Raw genomic sequence first — 6180 nt, 5'->3', positions numbered from 1 at the left:
GGCTGGGCGCTCGCAGACACCGAGGCTGTCGACATATCGATTCTGGAAAAGCCGGCTCGGCCAGCGATCACATATCGCTGTCGTTCGCTGCGCGAAGATCAAAATGGATTCCCGTCTTCGCGAGAATGACCGGGGTGAGAATTGCCGGTTGAGCGCACAGCCTGTCGGGGTGGAGAAAGTGTCTGAAACAGGTCGATAATTGCTCCTGCATAATCGACACTTCCGCCATCCCTGGCGGTCGGGACTGCCGCCAAGCCTCCATGGATGGATTCACGGCGGCTTTCGGAACCCCGCCAGGCTGGGAGCGATGAACTTCGACTCAGCTGAACAAACCGATTTTCATCAGCCCCGCAAACTCAACACCGGCCACCCATGCTTTTGCGCATGCTCACGCAAGGTATCGTCAGGATCGACCGCCACAGGGTGATCCACCATGCTCAGCAGCGGCAGGTCATTATGTGAATCACTGTAGAAATAACTGCCGTCCAGACTCTCCTCGTTCTCCACCAGCCAGCGCTCGAGCCGGGTTACCTTGCCCTCACGGAAACAAGGGATATCCGTAGTTCGTCCGGTATAGCGACCCTCGGCAGTTTCGCATTCGGTAGCCAAAAGAATATCGATACCCAGGCGCGCAGCGATTGGGCCGGTAATGAAACGGTTGGTCGCCGTGATGATCATCAGCGTATCGCCCGCCTGACGGTGCTTGTCGATCAGCGTTAGAGCCTGAGGCAGAATGATCGGCTCGATCATCTCCGCCATAAAGCGGCCATGCCATTCATCGAGCTGGGCTTGAGGATGCTCGGCAAGCAGCTGCAGACAGAAATTGAGATAGATCTCGATATCCAGCCGGCCGGCTAGATAATCATTGAAGAATCTGTCGTTTTGCGCCTGATAGGCCTGCGCATCAACAATATTGTTCTGGACGATGAACTCGCCCCAGCTGTGGTCGCTGTCGCCGCCCAGCAGCGTATTGTCGAGATCAAAAATAGCCAGTGGCACGGTGTACTCCCGGGTGATTGGAATGGCAGCCTGCAAGGATAATCCAGACTGTAGACAAAAGCTTGGGCTGTGGAGTCAAGTTGTTTCAACTATGCAATTGCTGCGCCGCGCGTCTTTGTGGAACAATGCAGTGGATCATCAAACAAGGAACAAGGCAGTGATTGACCCTGATGGCTTCCGTCCCAATGTAGGCATCATCCTGACCAACGGGTCAGGGCAGGTGCTGTGGGCACGCCGTATCGGTCAGGATGCCTGGCAGTTTCCCCAGGGCGGGATACAGCGCAATGAAACACCTGAACAGGCCCTGTATCGAGAACTCCATGAAGAAGTCGGGCTCATGCCCGAAGATGTCGAGATTCTCGCCTGTACGCGTGGCTGGTTGCGTTACCGCTTGCCGCAGCGGCTGATCCGCAGTCACTCGCAACCCATTTGTGTAGGACAGAAGCAGAAGTGGTTTTTGCTACGCCTGACGGCTGACGAGCAACGCGTTTGCATGACCAAGACACCCAAGCCCGAGTTCGATGGCTGGCGCTGGGTCAGTTACTGGTACCCCCTCGGTCAGGTGGTTGCGTTCAAGCGTGACGTCTATCGCCGTGCGATGAAGGAATTGGCACCTAGGTTGCCTCTGGAACTGGTGCAGTTTTGAGCATGCTCAATACCCTGCGCCGCATAGTGCAGGAGGTCAACGCGGCGCGGGACCTGACGACGGCCCTGGATATTATTGTCCAGCGCGTGCGCGAGGCCATGGGCACGGAAGTCTGTTCGGTCTACCTGCTTGATCCGGTCACCTCCCGCTATGTCCTTATGGCCACCGAAGGTCTCAACAAGGATGCCGTAGGCGCCGTCAGTCTGGCCAATAACGAAGGTCTTATCGGTTTTGTCGGTGCCCGCGAAGAGCCGGTCAACCTTGAGGATGCCGCGTCCCACCCCAAATTCCGCTACTTCGCCGAAACCGGCGAAGAGCGCTTCGCCTCCTTTCTTGGAGCGCCAATCATTCACCACCGGCGGGTAATGGGTGTACTGGTGGTGCAGCAGAAAGAGCGGCGCCAGTTTGACGAGTCGGAGGAGTCTTTCCTCGTTACCATGAGCGCTCAGCTCGCTGGAGTCATTGCCCATGCCGAAGCGACCGGCTCCATCCGCGGCCTGGGTTGGGGCGGCGAGCCGGTGCAGGACACCCGCTTCGATGCAGTGCCCGGGGCGCCCGGCGTTGCCATAGGCCAGGCCGTGGTGATTCTGCCCCCGGCTGATCTAAAAGCCGTACCAGACAAGACCGTCAAGGATATAGACGCCGAGATCGAGCTGTTTCGTAGCGCTGTGGCGACAGTACGCCAGGACATGCAGGACCTGTCCGCCCGGCTTTCGACCCAGTTGCGCCCGGAAGAGCTGGCACTGTTCGATGTCTATCAGATGATGCTTGAAGACGCCGCGCTGGGTAACGAAGTAGTCAACGTCATCCGCACGGGTCAATGGGCCCAGGGGGCGCTGCGCGAGGTCGTCAGCTCCCATGTCGGGCGTTTCGAGATGATGGATGATCCGTACCTGCGTGAACGTGCCTCGGACGTCAAAGACCTGGGTCGACGCATTCTTGCCTACCTTCAGGAGGCGGGAAAGCAGGAACTGGTATTCCCGGAGCACACGATTCTCGTCAGCGAAGAACTGTCGCCTGTCATGCTGGGCGAGGTGCCGAAGGATAAACTGGTAGGCCTGGTGTCGGTTTTGGGTTCGGGCAGCTCCCACGTGGCTATCCTGGCTCGGGCCATGGGCATCCCTACGGTAATGGGCGCAATTGATCTGCCCTACACCCGCATGGACGGTCTGGAACTGATCATCGACGGTAATCACGGTGAGGTGTACGCCAGTCCGTCGGCAGAGTTGCGCCGGCATTACCTGGAACTGGTGCGTGAAGAGCTCGAACTGACCCAGGGCCTGGAAAAACTCAAGGAAGTGCCCTGTGTGACCACCGATGGTCATCGCATGCCACTGTGGGTCAATACCGGTTTGCTGGCCGATGTGGCGCGATCGCTTGATCGCGGCGCAGAGGGTGTGGGTCTGTATCGTACCGAAGTGCCGTTCATGATTCAGGACCGCTTTCCTAGTGAAAAGGAACAGCAGGCTACCTATCGGGAGCAGCTCGAGGCTTTTCATCCTCTACCGGTCACCATGCGCAGCCTGGATATCGGCGGCGACAAAGCGCTTACCTATTTTCCAATCAAGGAAGACAACCCGTTTCTTGGTTGGCGGGGCATCCGGGTCACCTTGGACCATCCCGAAATCTTTCTGTTGCAGACCAGAGCCATGCTCAAGGCCAGTCGTGGTCTGAACAACCTGCGCATCATGCTGCCCATGATCAGCAGTGTGTATGAAGTCGAGGAAGCATTGCACCTGATACACCGGGCGCACAGTGAAGTCTGCGACGAAGGTGTTGCGGTGCCCATGCCGCCAGTAGGTGTGATGATCGAAGTGCCAGCTGCCGTGTACCAGGCCCGAGAGCTGATTCAGATGGTGGATTTTCTCTCGGTGGGTACCAACGATCTCACGCAATATCTGCTCGCGGTCGATCGTAACAACCCTCGTGTGGCGGATCTGTATCACTCATTGCATCCAGCAGTGTTGCAAGCGCTTCTCAAGGTGGCAGCAGCCTGCCGTGACGCGGGCAAACCCATGAGCGTGTGTGGCGAGATGGCCGGCGACCCGGCTTCTGCTGTGTTATTGATGGCCATGGGCTGTGATGTGCTGTCCATGAACGCGACCAATCTGCCCAAGGTGAAATGGCTGCTACGCCAGATCAGTCTGTCCGACGCCAAGGCTTTGCTCGACGAAGTGATTGAGCTGGATAACCCCTATCTGGTGCAAAGCACGCTGCACCTGGCCCTGCGCAACATGGGCCTGGAGCGGGTACTACGGCAGGGCCGCTAATCCAGCTGCCATGATGACTCGCCGAGCATCACTCCCATCGAGCCGTAGCGTCTCTCCAAAAATTCAATCTCGCCCTCTCTGCCCAGTCGCACAAAGGTGCTGGCCCGTGTGCCGTATTCCTTGCCGATAATAAAAGCAGCGGAAAGGGCGCGCTCGAGCTCCAGGCGGATGCCGGTGTCAGGCAGTTCGGCGTCAGGATAAATACGGTTGTTGGCCAGTAGCTCGAGCAACTCCACCGGCTTACCATCAGGGTCTGCTGCAAGGCCGTCGCGCAGGCATCTCTGCTTCGGCCAGTCACTGTCCAGATTGCCGTTGGACAACCCATATATCCCCGGACTGACCAGGATCGCCTGTTTATCGTGGCTATTGAAATACCAGAGCTGCTGCGCATCGCCAATGATCAGGTTGAAGCCGCCATACTCATCTGCTTCGGCGACCAACTGCTCCAGATACTCACCTGGTGCAATATCCGATGCCAGGTAGTTCAACGCCAGCCCGCCACGCGAGCGCGGTGCAGCCTTTGCAATCGGTGCACGGATATTGGTCAGAGCGGCAAATCGCTGGCTCCGGGTTACTCCCAGCCAGGTGCCGCCGGCGTCGAGATCCTTGCCGGCGAGCAGATCCGGCAGTTTTTCCTCAACCCAGAAGCCCGCCTCATGGGTGGGGCGGGCATGAAACTCGTCTCGATTGCCCAGTAACGTCAGCGGGTATTCACCCACCTGCCAGGCAAAAGCCATCAGACACATTGGCGTCTCCTTGTGTGGATGCCAAGTCTAGCGGCTTTTTGTCTGGTGGCGGAAATCGGAATTTCCGATCTGTAGGTATTTCCTGATTTCCATACGCATGGAAAAAAGGCCGATCTTTTCAGATCGGCCTTTCATCGCACTGCCGCAGGGATATTACCGGCAGGCGTCAGTCAACAATCGGCACCGGTGTGAGTGGTGCAGGGAGTACATCGGTAGCGATGACGGTATAGATGCTGCCAGCGTTCAATGCCGTTGCCGGGAGATCGATCACCGTGGTGGGTGTCGCAGTAATATTCACCTTAAGGTCATAGCTTCCCGCTGGCACGGTCAGATAGCTCGAGGCGGTGAAGTAGGGGACGTTCTCCAGCGGTTGAAGGACTGTGTCGTTGGCGAGAACGTCCACATTGGGCGCATCGGGGGCGGCGTGGATGACCCGAATCTTGGCGTTGTCGCCAGTTGCTGGAGTCAGGTCGTCCTCAAGGCTCCCGACCCGGGAGCAGGATTTAGGCAAAGGCCACAACCGAATAAAGATCAATACCCATACAAAAACCATCTACAAGTTATACAAAAGGCGTGTTCGTGTTTTTCTGTGTATAGGTGTGCGGCTTCTCGGCCTACTCCCTGATCTTGTAGCCGCCGTCTACTGCGGTCGGGGCAGGCTTGAAACACATATTTCAGCTACACTAGCGGGCCCGCAACGCGGGGCTACAAATTCAAAACAGCCGGGGGTGTTGTGGAGTTTCTGGTCTATCTCGTTCTGGGCGGTTTTGCCGGTGTGCTCGCCGGGCTGTTTGGTGTGGGTGGCGGTATGATTATCGTGCCGGTACTGGTTTACAGCTTTGCAGTTCAGGGGTTTTCTCCGGATGTTCTGACGCATATGGCGGTGGGTACGTCGCTCGCTACTATCGCATTCACATCGATCAATGCCATACGCGCGCACCACCTCAAAGGTGCGGTTCGTTGGCATTTATTCGTTTGGATGACCCTGGGTATTGTTTTCGGCACCGCCCTTGGCGCGCTGACAGCGGCGACGCTGGCTGGTCCCTTGCTACAGAAAATCATCGGTGTGTTTGCTATTTGTGTGGCTGCGCAGATGGCCTTTGAGCTCAGACCAAAGGCTGCCCTGGATGTTCCGGGTAAGCCCGGTCTGACTCTGGCCGGTGGTTTTATTGGCTGGGCATCGGCTATTTTCGGTATTGGCGGCGGCAGTCTTACGGTACCCTTTCTGGTCTGGCGTAGCGTACCCATGCAACAGGCGGTCGCCACATCCTCTGCCTGCGGGTTAACGATTGCGATTGCCGGTGCTATCAGTTTTATCGTCACTGGCTGGGCCATCGAGCCGCGCCCGGAGTGGAGCTTGGGTTACGTGTATCTGCCGGCCGTGATAGGTATCGCTGCCACCAGTATGCTGTCTGCTGGCTTCGGCGCGCGGTTGGCCCATCGCCTGTCACAGCGACTGCTCAAGCGACTTTTTGCGCTTTTATTGTTGTGCGTGGGTATCAATTTCTTGATGTAGGGA

Annotated in this window: 6 protein-coding genes; 3 read left to right on the top strand and 3 right to left on the bottom strand. The window is 57.4% G+C overall.

Annotation, left to right across the window (positions count from 1 at the left end; translation table 11 throughout):
• Window positions 1-342 precede the first annotated feature (342 nt).
• Window positions 343-999, bottom strand: coding sequence for a histidinol-phosphatase (locus tag IEV54_RS13190; RefSeq protein ID WP_150278194.1), 657 nt, complete (start codon window positions 997-999; stop codon window positions 343-345).
• A 157-nt stretch (window positions 1000-1156) separates the two neighbouring features.
• On the opposite strand from IEV54_RS13190, the gene IEV54_RS13185 reads away from it, so the two are divergent.
• Complete coding sequence (locus IEV54_RS13185) at window positions 1157-1645, top strand: RNA pyrophosphohydrolase (protein WP_150278001.1); 489 nt, start codon at window positions 1157-1159, stop codon at window positions 1643-1645.
• Window positions 1646-1647: 2 nt separating this feature from the next.
• Window positions 1648-3915 (top strand): phosphoenolpyruvate--protein phosphotransferase, encoded by a 2268-nt coding sequence (gene ptsP / locus IEV54_RS13180; protein ID WP_150278002.1) that lies wholly within the window; start codon window positions 1648-1650, stop codon window positions 3913-3915.
• Here the strand turns inward: ptsP and IEV54_RS13175 are convergent.
• Both IEV54_RS13175 and IEV54_RS13170 read right to left on the bottom strand, forming a co-directional pair.
• Window positions 3912-4661, bottom strand: a complete 750-nt coding sequence (locus tag IEV54_RS13175) for an NRDE family protein (RefSeq protein WP_150278003.1) — start codon at window positions 4659-4661, stop codon at window positions 3912-3914. The genes ptsP and IEV54_RS13175 overlap by 4 nt on opposite strands.
• A 166-nt stretch (window positions 4662-4827) precedes the next feature.
• Complete coding sequence (locus IEV54_RS13170; RefSeq protein WP_188434457.1) at window positions 4828-5172, bottom strand: DUF4397 domain-containing protein; 345 nt, start codon at window positions 5170-5172, stop codon at window positions 4828-4830.
• Window positions 5173-5394: 222 nt separating this feature from the next.
• Here IEV54_RS13170 and IEV54_RS13165 point away from each other — a divergent pair, with 222 nt between their 5' ends.
• On the top strand, window positions 5395-6177 hold the full coding sequence (locus tag IEV54_RS13165) for a sulfite exporter TauE/SafE family protein (protein ID WP_150278005.1): 783 nt from the start codon (window positions 5395-5397) through the stop codon (window positions 6175-6177).
• Window positions 6178-6180: the final 3 nt, after the last annotated feature.

The organism is Halopseudomonas salina (assembly GCF_014637955.1).
Lineage (GTDB): Bacteria > Pseudomonadota > Gammaproteobacteria > Pseudomonadales > Pseudomonadaceae > Halopseudomonas > Halopseudomonas salina.
This window is presented reverse-complemented; position numbering and strand designations above follow the sequence as displayed.